General features: G+C 38.1%; 12 protein-coding genes. 5 read left to right on the forward strand and 7 right to left on the reverse strand.

The window, feature by feature from the left end; translation table 11 throughout:
* Nucleotides 1-10: 10 nt before the first annotated feature.
* Nucleotides 11-973: a T9SS type A sorting domain-containing protein gene (locus KIK00_RS15995; RefSeq protein ID WP_255813362.1), complete on the forward strand. Its 963-nt coding sequence runs from the start codon at nt 11-13 to the stop codon at nt 971-973.
* Nucleotides 974-1,724: 751 nt separating this feature from the next.
* The gene (locus KIK00_RS16000; protein WP_255813364.1) at nt 1,725-3,260 is read left to right on the forward strand and encodes a YifB family Mg chelatase-like AAA ATPase; all 1,536 of its coding nucleotides are present in this window, start codon (nt 1,725-1,727) and stop codon (nt 3,258-3,260) included.
* A gap of 30 nt (nt 3,261-3,290) precedes the next feature.
* Here the strand turns inward: KIK00_RS16000 and KIK00_RS16005 are convergent, their stop codons facing one another.
* The gene (locus KIK00_RS16005; protein WP_255813365.1) at nt 3,291-4,223 is read right to left on the reverse strand and encodes an MBL fold metallo-hydrolase; all 933 of its coding nucleotides are present in this window, start codon (nt 4,221-4,223) and stop codon (nt 3,291-3,293) included.
* Between the two features lie 526 nt (nt 4,224-4,749).
* Here KIK00_RS16005 and KIK00_RS16010 point away from each other — a divergent pair.
* Nucleotides 4,750-7,857, forward strand: coding sequence for a non-ribosomal peptide synthetase (locus tag KIK00_RS16010; protein ID WP_255813366.1), 3,108 nt, complete (start codon nt 4,750-4,752; stop codon nt 7,855-7,857).
* Nucleotides 7,858-8,019: 162 nt separating this feature from the next.
* On the forward strand, nt 8,020-8,142 hold the full coding sequence (locus KIK00_RS16015) for a hypothetical protein (RefSeq protein WP_255813367.1): 123 nt from the start codon (nt 8,020-8,022) through the stop codon (nt 8,140-8,142).
* Nucleotides 8,143-8,360: 218 nt separating this feature from the next.
* Here KIK00_RS16015 and KIK00_RS16020 read toward each other — a convergent pair whose 3' ends face one another.
* From KIK00_RS16020 to KIK00_RS16030, 3 genes are all read right to left on the reverse strand, one after another.
* On the reverse strand, nt 8,361-9,587 hold the full coding sequence (locus KIK00_RS16020) for a spondin domain-containing protein (protein WP_255813368.1): 1,227 nt from the start codon (nt 9,585-9,587) through the stop codon (nt 8,361-8,363).
* 131 nt (nt 9,588-9,718) lie between these two features.
* On the reverse strand, nt 9,719-10,195 hold the full coding sequence (locus tag KIK00_RS16025) for a YdeI/OmpD-associated family protein (protein WP_255813369.1): 477 nt from the start codon (nt 10,193-10,195) through the stop codon (nt 9,719-9,721).
* 78 nt (nt 10,196-10,273) lie between these two features.
* Nucleotides 10,274-12,481 carry a S46 family peptidase gene (locus KIK00_RS16030; RefSeq protein ID WP_255813370.1) on the reverse strand — a complete coding sequence of 736 codons (2,208 nt, stop codon included), beginning with the start codon at nt 12,479-12,481 and terminating at the stop codon, nt 10,274-10,276.
* An 86-nt stretch (nt 12,482-12,567) separates the two neighbouring features.
* Here KIK00_RS16030 and KIK00_RS16035 point away from each other — a divergent pair, with 86 nt between their 5' ends.
* Complete coding sequence (locus KIK00_RS16035) at nt 12,568-13,002, forward strand: META domain-containing protein (RefSeq protein WP_255813371.1); 435 nt, start codon at nt 12,568-12,570, stop codon at nt 13,000-13,002.
* A gap of 105 nt (nt 13,003-13,107) precedes the next feature.
* Here KIK00_RS16035 and KIK00_RS16040 read toward each other — a convergent pair whose 3' ends face one another.
* From KIK00_RS16040 to KIK00_RS16050, 3 genes are read right to left on the reverse strand one after another with little or no spacing between them, the layout of a single operon-like run.
* Nucleotides 13,108-13,527 carry a hypothetical protein gene (locus tag KIK00_RS16040; protein ID WP_255813372.1) on the reverse strand — a complete coding sequence of 140 codons (420 nt, stop codon included), beginning with the start codon at nt 13,525-13,527 and terminating at the stop codon, nt 13,108-13,110.
* Between the two features lie 6 nt (nt 13,528-13,533).
* The gene (locus KIK00_RS16045) at nt 13,534-16,056 is read right to left on the reverse strand and encodes a collagen-like protein (protein ID WP_255813373.1); all 2,523 of its coding nucleotides are present in this window, start codon (nt 16,054-16,056) and stop codon (nt 13,534-13,536) included.
* Nucleotides 16,057-16,062: 6 nt separating this feature from the next.
* Nucleotides 16,063-16,536 (reverse strand): T9SS type A sorting domain-containing protein, encoded by a 474-nt coding sequence (locus KIK00_RS16050; protein ID WP_255813374.1) that lies wholly within the window; start codon nt 16,534-16,536, stop codon nt 16,063-16,065.
* Nucleotides 16,537-16,633 lie beyond the last annotated feature (97 nt).

The raw sequence follows: 16,633 nt of genomic DNA on the forward strand, positions 1-16,633 counted from the left end.
TAATCTATATATGAAAACAAAACTAATTTTTTTAATGTTTTTATTATTCAGCATTCTGGATATAAAAGCACAGTGTACCCCTACAATTACCAGTCCGAGACTTGGACAGAAATATCCGGGAACAATCTTGTTCTGTGATGTGGAAGATGAAATAATTTCTACCACACAGACATATGGAAGCTATCAATGGTACAAACAGGAATGGACCTGGCAGACACCCAATAACAACCCTTGGGTAGCCATTCCGGGAGCCACATCACAGCAGTTAACCATTAGCGGTAATGACCAGCTGAATTATTTTAAAGTTAAAGTGACAGATGGAGACTGTATCGCGGAAAGTCCTGCAGTATTTGCAGATGGATTTGTCTATGGTCTGCCGGCTATGATGACTACTTATACGCCCGGAACATATCAGGAAAATGCAGGAACAGTGAATGTCTGCAACGGAGCTTCTGTACAGTTTGATAATATATTTCCTGTTGTATATGGCAAACATACCTGGTTCAGATGTGTGCCAAGCAGTAATCCTCCGGTATTGGGAGATCCTTGCATCATCCCTGGAGTGATAGGAGATACTTATGTTGCGACAAGTTCCGGAAAATATGGGTTTTATGCGTGTACAGAATACTGCCCGGATCAATGTCAGATGCTGGATCCGTTTGCTTTTGTGGAAGTGAATTTCGGAAATTGGGATTTCTGCAGCAATCTGGGAACAGGAGAGACCAAGATTAAAGATAATAATCTGAAAATCTATCCTAATCCTACAACTCAGCATCTTTATATCGGAAAAGAATCAGATAAAATCTATAAGGAAGTTACCATTATAGACATGTCTGGAAAGCTTGTTCTGAAGAAAAATGACCATCAATATAATCAGGCGATTGATGTAAGTCATCTTGTGCCAGGAAACTATATCATTGTTTCTAAAAGCGCAGATGGAAAAGAATATAAAAATAGATTTATAAAAAAATAGGATTACATAGTCTGAATGTGCTAAAATATTGATTGTGGGAAGGAAGAACGGATGTCAGAAGAGGGATGTTCCTTGTATTGAAGAAGAACTAAAGTATTTTTACTTTACGCTCAATAGATAAAGTTTCATCCTTGTTAATCTAATGACGGTCATAATTACCCCCAAAAGGAGCCCTCTCTTTCAGGCATCCGGCTTCCTGACTCACATTTGGTGTTTTATCCGCAACTCAGATGAAATAATCTCTTTCGTTAGTTTTTAATAATGGTTGGGTCGGTACAAATTTTTTTGTACCGATTTTTTTAATTTACTACTAACGGGGTCTTTTTTGTTGTAAGCCCTCCATGGAAAATCTTAATATGACTCCCTTTTAAAGAATCAAGATCGAAAGGATTTAATGTTTCTTTATAGAGATATTGTCGAAGTTTATAGTGATTTGTATAAAGTATTTTATATCCTTTTTGAAATTGAAGTAATCACTTATGTAAGAAACCTGATTGGCCAGTAAAGCTCTTTTCCGGTTAATTGTTTTCACTTCTCCCAGTTTCATGAAAACGGTATTCTTTTTTACTCAAATCCTATGAGATTAGTCATACTTCGTCCTTGTATAAAAATCTTGCTTGTGACAGATATATTTTCAATTCCTATTTTTATTAATATCTTTTTCAATATATCCGGTCAACTAGAATATCATTCATGTAAACGTCAGATTTTCAAAATAGTATGTTGATTATTTTTACTTCAAAAACACACTATGCTGATCAAAATTTATGGAAGTGCCATTCATGGAGTGGCTGCACAGACAATAACAATTGAAGTGAATGTAGATACCGGCGGAGTAGGATACCATCTGGTGGGTCTGCCTGATAACGCAATTAAAGAAAGCAGCTATAGAATCTCTGCAGCACTGAAAAATGTAGGATATAAAATTCCCGGAAAGAAAATCACCATCAATATGGCTCCAGCTGATCTCAGAAAAGAAGGTTCTGCCTATGATCTGAGTATTGCGATTGGTATTTTAGCAGCTTCAGATCAGATTTTGGCAGAGGAAATTGAAAATTATATTATTATGGGCGAGCTTTCTCTCGATGGAAGCCTCCAGCCTATCAAAGGAGTTTTACCTATTGCTATTCAGGGCAGGGAAGAAGGTTTTAAAGGAATTATTCTTCCTATACAGAATGCCAGAGAAGCAGCCATTGTAAGTGATCTCGAAGTATACGGAGTAGAAAATATAAGAGAAGTAATTGATTTTTTTAATGAAGGAAAACCTCTTAACAGGATTACGCTGGATACCCGGAAAGAATTTCATGAGAAGATTAATGATTTCCCTTTCGATTTCTCTGAAGTTAAAGGTCAGGAAACGGCCAAAAGAGCAATGGAAGTGGCTGCAGCGGGGGGACATAATATCATCCTCATAGGCCCTCCCGGAAGTGGAAAGACCATGCTGGCTAAAAGAGTTCCCAGTATTTTACCTCCATTGACTCTGAAAGAAGCTTTAGAAACAACAAAAATTCATTCCGTGGCCGGAAAAATAGGAACTGAAGCTTCATTGATGACAGTTCGTCCCTTCAGATCTCCCCATCATACAATTTCTGATGTTGCCCTGGTGGGTGGCGGAAGTTATCCGCAGCCTGGTGAGATTTCCCTTGCTCATAACGGAGTACTGTTTCTTGATGAAATGCCTGAGTTTAAAAGAACAGTGCTGGAAGTAATGAGACAGCCTCTGGAAGACCGGGAAGTGACTATTTCAAGAGCCAGATTTACAGTAAATTACCCCGCAAGTTTTATGTTAGTAGCTTCTATGAATCCCAGCCCAAGCGGATTCTTTCCCGATGATCCTAACAATACCTCCTCTGTTTATGAAATGCAGCGGTACATGAATAAGCTTTCAGGACCGCTTTTGGACAGGATTGATATTCACATTGAAGTACAAAAAGTGGAATTTGAACAGCTTTCTGAAAAAAGAAAAGGAGAGAAAAGTAAGGATATCAGAAATCGGGTATTGAAAGCCAGAGATATTCAGAATAAAAGATACCAAAGCCTCAATATTAGCAGTAATGCCCAAATAGGGCCTAAAGAAATTGAAGCATTTTGTGAATTGGATGAAACCTCTTTCGGGCTCATCAAACTGGCGATGGAAAAACTTAATCTTTCGGCGAGAGCTTATGACAGAATCCTGAAAGTAGCCAGAACAATTGCTGATCTTGATGAATCAGAAAATATTATGTCTCACCATATTTCCGAAGCAATACAATACAGAAGTCTGGACCGGGAATTCTGGAGTGGATAACAGATTCAGACTTCTACTGCTGAAATAATGTTATAGGGCATCTATTTCAGCATCCATCTTAAGCTTGATCAAAAAAGGATGGTTGTAAACTTTAGGAACCCATTGAAACTGATCATCCACCTTATTAATATACCCAATACCTGGCCATGGAAGATGGGCGGAACAGATCAGTGTTCTGTTCTGATAACAATTTTCCAGAATCTTCTTACGGGTTTCTACTCCTGTTTCAAAATCAATATCCCATTGCGTTCCCCAATCCGGTTTTGCAATGAGAAGGGGAGAATGGAAAACATCTACTACATTGGTAATGGATATATCTCCATCATTCACCGTATAAATAATATGTCCAGGAGTGTGACCAGGAGCAGCCTGCGTCTGAATACAGGAGAACACAAGATCTCCCATTTCAAATTTTGTAAGTCTGCTGCCAATGACAGAAAGAATTTTTCTAACCAATGGAATGCTTGGCTTTCCTCCCTCAGGATTTTTGCTTTTTTGAAAATCCGGCTCATCAGCCATCCAGAATTCGAATTCCTGACGTGAAATATAATAATTCGCATTCGGAAACACAAGCTCATCATTTTTCGAAAGAATACCTCCAATATGATCTCTGTGGGCATGTGTAATTAGAATATCCGTTATAGACTCCGGTGTAAACCCTGCTGAAGTAAGACTGTGTAATAGTTGTCCTGCATTTTCTTCATCATAAAACCCCTCTCCAGTGTCTATTAAAATGATGCGGTCAGCTTTTTTGACAAGCATTACATTGATAGGAGCTTCATAATAAGAGTCTGATAAATAAAGATTTCGGAGTTCATTTTTTACCATATTTTGAGGAATACCGGGAGCTAAAATCGGCTGGTGGTAACCAATACCAAAATACCCGTCAGAAAGTATAAAAATATCCAGTTCATGACATGGAATATGCATAAATCCATGCGTTCTCTTCTGTTTGTGATTCATATTAAAATGATGCGTTTTTTCTTTCTTACAAATTTAAATAATATTCCGTAATTTGACTGTTAGACAGAGTAATAAAGGGGGTTTAATGTTGTAATAAATTAAAATTCAATATTTTATTAATTCTAAAATATCAATTTCAGAATGTGGTAAATGATAGTAATTATGTAACACATAGGTTAATTTATTATGTTAAGTTTGATTGCTAAATCAATAAAAATATTACATTATGAAAATAAAATTTTCAAACACGGAATAGCGATCATCTTTGAAGAATAGGTCAAACATATTCTTTCATTTTTCGATTGCAATAAATAACGTTTAAGCGTTGTTTACGTTCTGCTTATTAAGTAGATCGCTTCAAGCTCTGTATCATTCGCTTTTTGAAAAGTATTATAAACACACTTAGTAAATAAACTGTGGCTATCTCGTATACCCTTTTGTTTCTGCTTTTTTATAGCTTAAAATCAATTTTACAGAAGACTGAAGCTGTTGATTATAAAGTTTTTAACCAAATTACATTATTAATATGCCAAACACAATTCCCTCATTAGAAACCTTATCATTAGGTGCAGCCATATTACTGTCATCTGAAGACAGAGAAAAACTTTTAAACGGATTCAATAAAACGGGCTGGGACTATCACCATGAAGAAACATTAGAGTCTCTTTTCCGAAAACAGACACTCCTTCATCCCGATAAAACAGCTGTTGTTTATCAGAATCAGGAGATCACGTACCGTGATTTAGATCAGAGAAGTAATCAGATTGCCAATCTATTATTGAGCCAGGGAATAAAAGAAGGTAAGTATGTTCCTGTCTGGCTGGACCGTTCTTTAGAATGGGTTGCTGCTGTTCTTGGCGTGATCAAAACAGGAGCAGCATATGTTCCTATAGACCCTGCTTATCCTGCTAAAAGAGTAGAATTTATTCTTTCAGATACTGCAGCTGATATTATCATTACCAATCAAAATCTTGCCCCCCTTTTATCCGAAACTGAAAAGACAAAAGTGTTTGATCTGAGCAGCATGGAAAACCTTAATCATTTATCTTCAGATGACCCGGAAATTAAAATCCATCAGAATAGTCTGGCATATACAATTTATACTTCAGGCTCTACCGGAAAACCGAAAGGGGTAATGGTAAGCCATCAGGCTATTCAGCACTTGGTAACCTGGCATAATCATCATTTTCACGTGGATTACAGCTCAAAACTGACCCTGGTAGCAGGATTGGCATTTGATATATCCGTATGGGAAACCTGGTCGGCGCTTATTTCCGGAGCAACTATATTTATTGCAGATCATGAAGACAGAACAGATGCTCATGCATTGGTGGATTATTATAGGAGAAATCAGATTACACACGGTTTTGTTCCCTCTGTTTTAGGTCCGCAGGTTGTTAACAATACCAGAAATTATAATGATCTGAAATTGAAATATCTCTTTACCGGAGGTGAAAAACTGAAGCCTGTGCTCACTACAGAATTAAGTTACGAGCTAATAGACTATTATGGCCCAACGGAATGTACTGTATTTGCAACATTTAAAAAAGTGAAAGATATCAATGGAGAATATGTCTCTTCAATAGGGAAACCTATTGCCAACGCAAAAGCCTATATTTTAGGTGAGAATATGGAGTTGCTGCCGTTAGGAGCTGTGGGAGAATTATGCATCGGAGGAAATATTTTAGCGGATGGATATCTTAATAATGAGGAACTTACAGATTCTAAATTTATTGATAATCCATTCCGGGAAACAGAAAAACTGTATCGTACCGGTGATCTTGCCAAATGGAAGCCAGATGGTGATATTGAATTCCTTGGAAGAATAGATAATCAGGTGAAAATTCGTGGATTCCGGGTTGAATTGGGAGAAATAGAACGTACGTTGCTTCAGCAGAAAAATATCAAAGAGGCGGTGGTCATCAGCAGAGATACAGGAGGAAATAGTAAATATCTGATTGCTTTTATTGTTTCAAGATCTGAAGCGGAGAAAGATATTTCATCAGTTAGAAATGCATTGAAAGAAGAACTTCCGGGTTATATGATTCCTGCCCAGATTATTTTTATAGATAAAATTCCTTTGACGGCAAATGGCAAAACAGATGCTCAGGCTTTAAAAGATCTGGCAGATAAGGAAGCGAAAGAGCTTATTTCATTTGAGCCGCCAACCAATGAAACAGAACGGATTGTTGTAGATGTTTGGTCTTCAGCTCTGGAACGTCCTGTTATTAATATTACAGATAATTTCTTTGATATCGGGGGGAATTCTCTGTTGGTAGCAACGGTTGCCGTGGCATTGGAAAGAAAGCTTGATCTAAAAGTGTATTTGCGGGATATTTATCAGTTTCCGGTATTGCAGGAGCTCTCGGAAGTGCTTATAGCCAGATCCAGATCAACAAGAGAGGCTGTTCCAATGGAAGATGTAGAACCTTATGTTGCCTTGCAGAAGGATGTTTATCTTGCTCCCGGAACTGTTTTTGCAGGTGGATTTGATCCTAGACAAATAGAAAACCCCGCCACAATATTTTTAACAGGAGTTACCGGATTTGTGGGAATTCATCTTTTGCAGGAGCTTCTGGACACTACAAATGCTGATATTTACTGCCTTGTAAGAGCTCAGGATCAATTTCATGCGATGGAAAAGATAGAGAGGTGTTTTAAACAATATCACATTCCTCAAAAAGGAGAACAGAAATCGAGAATTATTCCGGTAATCGGAGATCTGGCATTGCCGGCTTTGGGACTGTCAGAAGAAATATTCACAAAACTGGCAAAACAGACCGATCTGATTTACCATTCCGGAAGTTCTGTCAACTTCATTGAACCTTATTCTTACATGAAAGCTCCCAATGTAGAAGGGTTAAGAGAAATCATCAAATTGGCGGGGGCAGAAAGGACCAAATGTCTCGCTTTGTTATCCACCATTTCTGTATACAGCTGGGGACATGTGTTTACGGGAAAAACAGTGATGCTGGAGTCTGATGATATTGAGCAGAATTTATTGTCTGTAAGCAAAGACATTGGCTATGTAAGAAGCAAATGGGTAATGGAGGCAGTTGCTGATTTAGCGGCAAAAGAAGGCCTGCCATTGATTACTTACCGTCTTGGGTATGCAATGTGCCATAGCGAAACAGGAGCGAGTGCTTCTTACCAATGGTGGTCCGGATTGGTGAAAAACTGCATAGAATTCAAATCTTATCCGGCACTCACTGAGCTTAGAGAAGGTCTTATTACGGTAGATTATATGACCAAAGCGATGGCTCATATCACAAAAAATAAAGAAGCAATAGGTAAAAAATTTAATTTGATAGCCCGCCCGGAAACCAATCTTACTTTGGAGGATTTCTTTGGACTTCTGAAAAAATATTATCCTTTTACACTCGAAGATCTTCCTTATAAAGAATGGAGAAAACAATGGGAAGATGACAGTAAAAACCGTTTATATCCATTGACAAGTCTTTTCAGAGATAATATGCATGAAGGCTTATCCACTGTAGAACTTTACCAGAATACTTACATATGGGATTGCTCCAACGTGATTCAGTATCTGGAAGGTTCAGGTATTAAGGAACCGGTATTTGATAAAAAAATATTGGATTCCTATTTAAGATACCTTGGAATTCCGATTGAATAGTAGTTGACCACTAAACAAAGCCCAAACAGATTCTGTTTGGGCTTTTTAATTTTTTAACAGATAAAAGCATCAAGTTTTGTCGCAATGCAGGATGATATTTGTACCAGGGTAATGAAAAAATATTGCTCAGTTTTTAATTTACCGAAAACCAAAGAAAAATAAATGGATACCATTATTGTATTGTCTAAAGATTTTGCTGTGGTAGATCTGAAATCCTGTGGATTTGTAAATTCGTTGAGAGTCCTTACATTTCAAAATAAAACAGGGCTTGGCAGGGAGATGTAATCTATAACAGAAAAAAACGGGTTATTTTAAAGAAATAAACAGTGATCTGGGGTAAAAGTAAGCCATTATGAAGGTTTTACAACCGTTACTAATGGAGGAGCAATATTTGGAAGGTGGGCTGGAAACATAATCATGTTTATATGATTTTATTTTTCAGGATATTATATTGAAATTAAAAAGGTCAAACATTACTGTCTGACCTTTTATTTATCTGAAGATTAATTCACGGTTACTTTAATCACATTCTGGACTTCAGGAACAGGATATTGGGTTCCTACTTTGGAAATAATCTTATTTTCACTTTGTGGAGTTCCACCAAATAATGCCTGATGATTTCCGGCACCCGGATATTGGTCAATACCCGTCCCGGAATCAAATAATGAGGTTTTTGAACTCATGTCTCCTTTGGTATTGGCATCAATATTTTGTTCATTGGCATAGAACCAGTCATTGGAAAATCCAAACATAGTTGCATAAGCAATTTTATCACCTGGTTCAGCATTAAAGCTTGTTGTTACTTTACTTCCGGGTGTTACCGGAGCATTTCCAGCCACGTATACACCTTTTACGCCGGATAGAGATTTAAGACTGTTTTGAAGCTTGGCTACATTTCCAAACTGTGCAATGTCTTTCAGTCCCATTCCGCTGTCTGATTTGCCCAGTTCGTAAATTGGATTTTTATCACCACGATAAACAACAACTAATGCAGGGGAGAGTCCGGTCATAATTCCTGTGTTGGCATTCAGTTTAGTCATCATCTTGCTGATATTTCCCATTTGAGCAATATCTGTAATTTCAGGATTTGATAAAGCATTAGGTGTAAAAAACGGAGCGCTGTTCAACAGTTGAGAACCATTGTAGTTGGAAACCGCCCATACTCCTGGAGAAAAAGGAGTTTCGTTGGCCGTTCCGCCAGATGTATTCGTAATGGTGAGGGTGAATTCCGAACTTACATCATTGTAAGCCAGATTGAGTTTCATAAGCTGGGATGCATTTACATTAGGAACCTGTATAATAGGCTTGCTTTCGGCTTGTCCTGTAGTGTCATCTTTCGTTCCGTTGTCCCATAATCGTACACTTGATGAAACATCTCCGGTAATGGCATTTCCATTGGCGTCAAATAATTTGATACCCGGCTGTTGGGAAGCAAAAAACCAGTCTTTTGAAGCTCCATACATCGTAGCAAACATTAGTGCCTGTGTTTTTCCTGCACTGAATTTAACAGAAACAGATTGTCCCGGCAGAATAATAGGAGGAGTTCCTGTTCCCTGAAAACTTCCGCTTTCTACAAAATCTTTTGGGGTTACTACATTTTCAAAGGTAATGCTTCTTTGAAAAGACATATCCATCATCATGTCGTCATTAGAATCACTGCATGAGGAAAGAGTAAATGCAGCTAGAGCAGCTGCCGCTAAAACTGATGTTCTGAAAATAAACTTGTTCATAAAAGTAAATTTTTTATAGTTATAAATGATATCTGCAACTATAGTCGACTACTTTTTGAGATCCTGACAAAAAATATTTTCTTAGTTCAATTTTTTTTAAATATAGATTTTGAGCGTGAAAGTAGAACACACTATATTCCCTTTTTTCCATCCAGAATCATCTGGATCATTTTTATTTTTCTGTTTTCTCTAGTTTCCGGTTTCTTGGCTTCTTTAATCCAGCGGATATATTCCTTTTTGTGGGTATAGCTCATCTTGTCAAACAAAGTCTTTGCTTCAGGCTTTTCATTAAAAACAGAAACAATATCTTCAGCAATCTCAACCACTCTCTCTTCTTTATCTTCAGTAAGGGAAACGGAAACCTCATCTCCGAAAGTTTTCCCAAGCTGTTTCCTGACTTCCTGTGTAAGTCCTAAAATATGACAGTTTGATTTCATTTTGGCAAGGCTTCCACGGTATTCAACTTTATCATCAAACACGGCTTTAATTTTTACCTGTCCTTTTTTATGAAACAGTTCTTCCGTAGAAAAAGGAAATTCTACAAATGCAGCGTTCATCTCTCCGTTTTGTTGAATAATAGCTGAAAATTTGATTATTTGAGGATTCATGATGAAAGATTTTAATAGTTAAAAATAAAAAAACCGTGAAATTAAATTTCACGGTTTCAAAAAATAAATCAAATAAGATTATTTTTTATTGCTTTTCTTAGGCGTTGTTGTAGTACCTGAGTTTTTAGTTTTTGTATCAGCTGGAGTGTTTTCTCCTCTTACAAGCTTCAATTCGTCAACTAATCTTCTTGCGCCAGCAAACTTATCGATTGTCCAAAGAACGAAACGTACGTCTACGTTGATTGTTTTCTGCCATTCCTGCTCGAATACGATATCACCGCTTAATGCTTCACTGTTACCGTCGAAAGCAATACCGATAAGGTTTCCGTCTCCATCAATTACCGGAGAACCAGAGTTACCCCCTGTAATATCATTGTTAGAAAGGAAGTTTACAGGCATATAACCTGCTGCATCAGCATACTGTCCGAAATCTTTAAGGTTGTAAAGGTCGATCACTCTTTGAGGAAGATCAAACTCTTCATCACCTTTCTTGTATTTTCCAACAAGACCAGTCATGTCAGTATAATAGTTATCAGTAATACCGAAATAGTTTCTGTCATTTCTGATAGGTAATTTATCTACAGTACCGTAAGTTAATCTCATGGTAGAGTTAGCATCCGGGTAGAATTTTTTCTCAGGCATAGCCTTCATTAATCCAGCTAAGAACATACGGTTCTTTTTAGCAAAATTATCATCTACTTTAACAAATCTCTCAGTGCTTATTTTTTGATCAGCAACGATGCCGTTAGCTACTTTCCAAAGCGGATCAGCATCCAGTTTCAAAGCATCCGGGTTCAATAGGAAGTTTGTTGCAGAAGTTTTGTTAGCAAAGATTGAAGAATAAGCTAAATTAGAAACTGTTTTAGCATCCAATCCTAAAATAGTGGCAGAAGCAACCTCAGGATTTTTAACTCTTGCCTGATATAGGCCGGCCATAGAGGCAAGCATTTCTCCTTCTAAAGATGGATTGAAGTTTTCATAAGCAGCTTTGATAGCAGCTTCAGTTTTAGCCTTCATTGCCAGTCTTCCCTGCATATCCTGAGCAGCATAAGTCTTCAATACAGAACCTACCTGCATAGCAAGAGAAATATATTTCGCATTTCTTGAGAACTGAGAAGCATAGTTTCTTTCAACATTTCTTTCAGAGACCTGCTTGTAATACATTTCAATATCTTCTAAAATACCATCATAATCTTGATTTCCAGGCATCACAGACCATTTTCTGAAGATATCCTCCGTTTTTTGTTTGTCAGTGATTGTTCCGTTTTTCTCTACTGCGTCAATAGTTCCTTGTCTGTTTTTCCAGTAGTTGGCTACTGAAGCATATTGAGAAGCATAGTTAAGCTGAGTTGCTTTATCCTTATCCATATACTTTTTCATTACATCCATGGCAAGTTTAGAAGCCTCAACCCAAGCCGGGTAATCTTTGTTTACCATTTGCTGAATTCCGTAAGAAGTAAGATAACGGTTTGTTCTTCCAGGGTAACCTAAGATCATTGAGAAATCACCAGGCTTGATTCCTTTAAGAGAAACCGGAAGGAAATGCTTAGGCTTCAAAGGAGTGTTGCTTGGAGAATATTCAGCAGGATTTCCTGCAGCATCAGCATATACTCTGAAAACAGTGAAGTCCGCTGTATGTCTTGGCCATTCCCAGTTATCTGTATCTCCTCCGAATTTTCCTAATGATGAAGGGGGAGCACCTACTAATCTGATGTCTTTATAATCCTGATATACGAAATAATAGAATTCATTTCCGTTGAAGAAATCTCTTACCACTACAGTATATTTTCCGTTCTCAGAGTTTTCTGTCTGGATTGCTTTTGTTTCAGCATCAATAACAGCTTTTCTCTCTGCTCCGGTCATATTGTTGTTTAGTTTAGAAGTGATTCTCTGCGTAGCATCATCCATTCTCACTAAAAATCTTACATAAAGATCCTTTGCATTGAATTCGTCTTTCTGTTTCATTGCCCAGAAACCGTTCTTCAAATAATCTTTTTCTGGTGTAGAAGCCGCAGCAACAGCACCGTAACCACAGTGGTGGTTTGTAAATATAAGTCCTTTATCAGAAACAATCTCACCTGTACAGAAACCACCGAAACTTACGATAGCATCTTTTAAGCTTGAATTGTTTACAGAATAAATTTCTTCAGGCGTAAGGTGTAGACCCTCTTTTTGCATATCAACACCGTTAAGTCTTTTGATGAGCATTAGCAGCCACATCCCCTCATCCGCCCTCATCTGAGCAAAGCCCAGTAAGAAAGTGAATAGTAGAAATAGTCTTTTCATTTTATAAAATAATTTTTGTGTCGCTAATTTACTAATTTTTACGAGATTCTGTCCCGGATTGGTATGAAAATGGGATGATAGTCCGCATGAAAAAGATACTCTTATCAATTTTTGCAGTTTTATTTTTAGGACTTGTTTTAAATTGTTCCTCTGTGCCGGATAAAAATCCTGCCCTCCAAAGGCAATGGATGCTGGTTTCCTTTGATGGCTTTTCAAAAGAACAATTGATTGCTAATAAAGCTGAAATGAATCTGACAGCCAGTATGGTTGACAATAAAATTCAGGGAAACGCCTATATGGGATGTAACCAAATGTCTTTTGTTTCCGAATTTAAAAAAGGAGGGAAAGCGAAAATTTCAAACGGAGTAAGTACTATGAAAGCCTGTCAGGATATGAATCTTGAAACATCTTTTCAGAAAAAAATTGAGACAATGACTAAGTATTCCATTGAAGGACATTTTCTTACCTTATCCGATGATCATGGAAATACAATGAAATTTGTAGCTGCTGATTGGGATTAATAATACCTTATTACAATATAAAAAGTCCGCATTACAGCGGACTTCTTTGTTTGAAAAATCTAGTTTGGTTATCAGCTTTTTGCGGTTATTAGCTTTTGAGAGTCATTAGTTTTTGGGAATTGTTTTTTTTATTTCTTCCAAGGTTGCTGTGTTAGGCAGCCCGGTAACTGTCGTTTTTGTGTTCCTAGAATTTATAGTATTGTGATATGCCTGTCTGTTAGGGATCGTTTTTTTTATGTCTTCAAGACTTGCTGTATTAGGGAGAAGCTTTCCTGAATTGTCTGCAGCTGCTTTGGGTTTGGAATCCTGTTTTTTTACTTCAAGTCCATGATCCGAAACAAGACCTGAGTTGACAGTTTTCTTTTCATTGTTTTCCTTGGCATCCTGCATTAATTTTGCCTGTTGTTCCTGTGCCTGTTTTACAACAAGAGTCTGATCTTCATCTATCGGAGCTGCCTTTTTATTTTCCTGAGCATAGATAATAGTGCTTAGAAATAATAACGGGATAATATATACTATTTTCATGACGGTTTATTTTATGTTGACTAATACTTGAATTTTTCCAGTCTCTTTTTGGTCATAATCCTGAAGTGCTTTTCCGATTACCTGTCCAATTTTCACCTTTTTGATATTGGCTTTCATTGCAACACCAGCTTTAGATGAAGTTACCAGAAGATCTCCTCTTTTTATTTTTCCATTCTCAAGACATACTTTGGTTGGAATAACACCAATGACGCCCATTGGAGCTTTATTGGAAATATCAATGTCGATATGTTCTTCTGTAAGAAGTACACCTGGTTTAGTAGCATACACTCCGGCAACAAGAGTAGAATAAGGAGTTGAAGATTTTTCAACCGTTCTGTCTGCTTTTGTTGATATAACCAGAATATCACCAGGCTCATATTCAGAAATATTTCCGTTTACATCAAAAGCTTCCGCAACGTCAGCACCACTGTTTTGGGTACCACCATTGAAAAATCCTTTTCCGGTATTATCAATACGGGCAACATTTACTGTTCCCGGGTTTCCTGATTTAAACAGAGCCAGAGATCCTGCACTGTGAGTTTCTACGGTAAGCGCCGGATTGGTATTGGAAGTATTAAAATTCACAAATCTTGCAGCTCGTCCATTACTGAAATTAGGAACCCATGCAAAAATGGCGTTTCCTGTTCCATCTACAGTTGTTTCAACTCCGTCTCCACTATTAGAGGCATTTGCTGTAATACCATTTCCATTTCCATCTGCAATAGCAATCAGTGCAGGACCGTTTCCTGCAGGATTACTGGCATGGAATAAACCAGCAAATCCGCCTGTTCCTGAGGATATTCCATAAATACCTGCGGTACCGAAATTGGCAAACTGAGAGTTAACCTCACCTCTCACCGCTGCTGAAGTCCCGGTCACTTTATCTACTTTAAAATTTCCTGCAATACCATTTCCAACAGTAGTTACAGTAATAACATCACTGGTGTTGGCATCATTAAAAATATTAAATCTTCCTGCCCGTCCCGTTGCAAAAGTAGGGACCCATGCATAAAGTGCATTTCCTGCGCCGTCAATATTGGTTTCAATTCCGTTTCCGTCTTTTCCTGCATTGGCCGTGATAGCATTTCCGTTACCATCGGTAAGAGCGATCAATGAAGCTCCGTTTCCAGCAGGATTTGATGCATAGAATAAACCGGCACGTCCTCCTGTACCAGAAGAAATTCCATAAATAGCGGCTGCACCAAAATTCCCGAAAATAGTATTTACTTCTCCTCTTACTGCTGCTCCAACGCTATTGGTATTGTCAACAATAAAAGAGGCGGCATTCCCCTGTGTATCATCAGGGATATTTCCATTTCCATTGGTTTCTACCTCAAAGGTATTTCCCGTAGTATTTGTTTGGTTAAAGTTTTCAAATCGTCCCGCACGACCAGTACTGTTATTTAAACCTACCTGTCCGTAAACACCTATTCCGGTTCCGGATGTATTGGTAGCCACAAATCCTCTTACTCCATATCCACCTCCATCATTACGGCCTACAACAGCTCCGGCAATATCACTGGTTGTTCTACCCACTACAGCTTCACCAGCTCCGTTGTTATCACCTAAAACACCAGCGGAAGTTTGTGCAGAAGTTATTCCATGCAGGGCAAATCCGGCTCCGGTAGAACTTCTTACTCCGGCTCCGTTTCCTGAGGTTGTAACATTTATAACTGTACCATTCCCTACACTGGATGCATTAAGAGCAACATTATTATTCGCGTTATTGAAGATTGAAATACTGGCAGGAATTCCGTTATTACTGGTAGCAGTAAGACCGGTTCCTGTATTACTGTTAGCATAAACTCCGGTTCCGTTAGCACTGGAATTACCATATACACCCAATCCATTTGGGGTAACACCATATACTCCCCATCCGCTTCCGGCCTGGCTTCCCCAGACTCCGATTCCCAGTCCGCCGGTTCCGTTATTGATACCGCGCACTGCTGAAGAAAACCCTCCTGGAGCAGTATTGCTTGCAATTCCTCTTACAGCAGCGATACTTGATGTTGTTGTATTATTGATTCCTTCCACTGAAGTTCCATCACCATCATTGGTTAATGAAAATAAGGTTGAGGCATTATTGACTGTATTAGTATAGGGAATTGCAAAGCTTCCGCCTCCACCACCTGCAGATTTGGCATACATAGCATAAGGAACACTTAGCAGCTGGCTGGTTCCTACTATAGTATAGCTGGTTCCTCCGGCAGGATCAGTTTCTGTTTTTAAATAATAGCTTCCTGCGGGCCAGTCGATGGTAGCAAATGTTCCTGTAAGTACAGTTCCTGTTCCTATTTCAAGGCTGATAAGCCCGTTGGCATTGGTATTTCCGGTGAGTCTTTCTGAATAGACTGCGGCGCCGGCAGGAGATCCCTGTAATATGCTTACTCTCACGGCTACAGCTTGATTTACTAAGAGTTGTCCGGAACCATTTCTCATAACAGCCTGGTAGCTCATTTTTTCCGGAGCCTGAGAAAGTCCCATAAAGAAACCAGTCAGGATCCAAAACAGTAATAATATTTTTTTCATGGCATTTTATTTTTTGATGATTTTAAATGTTTTAATATTTTCTCCATTTTGAGTGATCCTGATGATATACATAGCAGAAGGAAGTGAAGAGAAATTAAGCTCAGATTTTGATTGTGAAATCTTATCTTTTTTTACCAGCTTACCTTGGGCATCAAATAACTGATACTCTGATCCTTTAAAATTATTTGAGGTAAAATCTAAATACAAATAATCTCTGAAAGGATTAGGGTAGAGCAGAATGCCTGTTAATTCAGAAGAAGTTTCAAGGGAAGTAAGAGTGGTAATTTCATAAGGCTGTTGAACGCCTTCGAGAACCTGTCCTGTTCCTTTTTCGAGGTAGGTCATCTGGCCTACACTGTAAGAAACAAAACCATTAGCTGCTGAAGCATCCAATCCGGTTGCCAAAACTGCAGATTGTGCGTGCAGTATGGGGACGGAAAAGACAGACAGAATAATACAATAAATAGATATTCTTTCCATGGATAACAGTTTTGGTGATTAATAGATGTGTTTTTCTGGGGGAATTTGGGAAGACTAAATTACCACCTATCTCAATCAAATGACAGGAAAATAGACC

Source organism: Chryseobacterium sp. MA9 (genome assembly GCF_024399315.1).
In the GTDB taxonomy this organism is placed as follows: Bacteria; Bacteroidota; Bacteroidia; order Flavobacteriales; family Weeksellaceae; genus Chryseobacterium.

Bases quoted from the DNA above. Each gene is read 5' to 3' on its own strand.
- KIK00_RS15995 (WP_255813362.1), top strand. From the start codon at position 11: ATGAAAACAAAACTAATTTTTTTAATGTTTTTATTATTCAGCATTCTG.
- KIK00_RS16000 (WP_255813364.1), top strand. From the start codon at position 1,725: ATGCTGATCAAAATTTATGGAAGTGCCATTCATGGAGTGGCTGCACAG.
- KIK00_RS16005 (WP_255813365.1), bottom strand. From the start codon at position 4,223: ATGAATCACAAACAGAAGAGAACGCATGGATTTATGCATATTCCATGT.
- KIK00_RS16010 (WP_255813366.1), top strand. From the start codon at position 4,750: ATGCCAAACACAATTCCCTCATTAGAAACCTTATCATTAGGTGCAGCC.
- KIK00_RS16015 (WP_255813367.1), top strand. From the start codon at position 8,020: ATGGATACCATTATTGTATTGTCTAAAGATTTTGCTGTGGTAGATCTG.
- KIK00_RS16020 (WP_255813368.1), bottom strand. From the start codon at position 9,587: ATGAACAAGTTTATTTTCAGAACATCAGTTTTAGCGGCAGCTGCTCTA.
- KIK00_RS16025 (WP_255813369.1), bottom strand. From the start codon at position 10,195: ATGAATCCTCAAATAATCAAATTTTCAGCTATTATTCAACAAAACGGA.
- KIK00_RS16030 (WP_255813370.1), bottom strand. From the start codon at position 12,481: ATGAAAAGACTATTTCTACTATTCACTTTCTTACTGGGCTTTGCTCAG.
- KIK00_RS16035 (WP_255813371.1), top strand. From the start codon at position 12,568: ATGAAAAAGATACTCTTATCAATTTTTGCAGTTTTATTTTTAGGACTT.
- KIK00_RS16040 (WP_255813372.1), bottom strand. From the start codon at position 13,527: ATGAAAATAGTATATATTATCCCGTTATTATTTCTAAGCACTATTATC.
- KIK00_RS16045 (WP_255813373.1), bottom strand. From the start codon at position 16,056: ATGAAAAAAATATTATTACTGTTTTGGATCCTGACTGGTTTCTTTATG.
- KIK00_RS16050 (WP_255813374.1), bottom strand. From the start codon at position 16,536: ATGGAAAGAATATCTATTTATTGTATTATTCTGTCTGTCTTTTCCGTC.